Origin of the sequence: Paracoccus panacisoli, assembly GCF_042435015.1 — a bacterium.
Lineage (GTDB): Bacteria > Pseudomonadota > Alphaproteobacteria > Rhodobacterales > Rhodobacteraceae > Paracoccus > Paracoccus panacisoli.
In genome coordinates this window covers 1-1,118 of sequence record NZ_JBHMQU010000098.1, presented here as the reverse complement: position 1 = coordinate 1,118, position 1,118 = coordinate 1, and the positions used below count along the sequence as shown (strand labels likewise).

Below are 1,118 nucleotides of genomic sequence, written 5' to 3'. Positions count from 1 at the left end.
ACATGGTGAGACGGAAGTTCACGAAGGAGTTCAAGTTTGAGGCTGTGAAGCTGATGACGGAGCGTGGCGTTGCGGTGGCGCAGGCAGCCCGGGATCTGGATCTGGCTGAGAGCGTGCTGCGACGTTGGATGCGGGAGGCCGCAGCGGCCCCTGTCACGGCGTTTCCCGGCAATGGCCAGCAGCGTGCCGAGCTGGCAGAGATCGCAGCCCTGAAGAAAGAGGTCGCCAAGCTCAAGGCGGAGCGTGACATCCTAAAAAAAGCCGCGGCATTCTTCGCGAGGGAAGCGACTTGAGGTTCGCCTTCATCACGAAGCATCGCCATATCTGGCCGGTCAGCTGGCTGTGCGAGGTTCTGGAGGTTTCGCGTTCGGGCTTCCATGCATGGCTGAACCGCCCCCTCAGCGACCGAGCGATCCTTGATGCGAAGCTCGTCACGGCCATCGACACGAGTTTCAAGGCCAGCGACCGGACCTATGGCGCCCGCCGTGTCTGGCATGACGTCCTTGAAGAGGGTCTGATCTGCGGCCTTCATCGGATCGAGCGGTTGATGCGCCAGAACGCATTGAAAGCACGCCCAAAACGGCGCAGAAAGCCCCAGGACGACGGCGAGCGCTCGGTGATCGCCGACAACGTCCTTGATCGTGATTTCGAAGCGGATCGCCCGAACCAGAAGTGGCTGGCCGATTTCACCTACATCTGGACCGCCCAGGGCTGGCTCTATGTCGCTGTTGTCCTGGACCTGTTCTCCCGCCGCGTGGTCGGCTGGTCGATGAAGGCCGAGAGGGATGCCACGCTGGTCATGGATGCCCTGATGATGGCCGTCTGGCGCCGCGGCAAGGCGGACGCGCTGCTGCATCACTCGGACCAGGGCTCCCAATACACAAGCGAGCAGTTCCAGCGCCTGCTGGCCGACAACGGCATCACCTGTTCCATGAGCCGGGCCGGGAATGTCTGGGACAATTCGGCCATGGAGAGCTTCTTTTCGTCGCTGAAAATCGAACGGACCAACCGCAAGGTCTATCGGACCCGCGACGAAGCCCGTGCCGACGTGTTTGACTACATCGAGCGCTTCTACAACCCGCGCAGGCGGCACTCGAAGCTCGGCTACATCAGCCCCA

Annotated in this window: 1 protein-coding gene; it reads left to right on the top strand. The window is 62.0% G+C overall.

The window, feature by feature from the left end; genetic code table 11:
• Positions 1-2: 2 nt before the first annotated feature.
• Positions 3-1,118 (top strand): IS3 family transposase gene (locus tag ACFHYO_RS15710; RefSeq protein ID WP_394321641.1). Its coding sequence is split into 2 segments (ribosomal slippage), with 1,117 coding nucleotides annotated over them: positions 3-261 and positions 261-1,118; the frame shifts between segments, so codons are not numbered across the junction. This gene is flagged as partial in the annotation.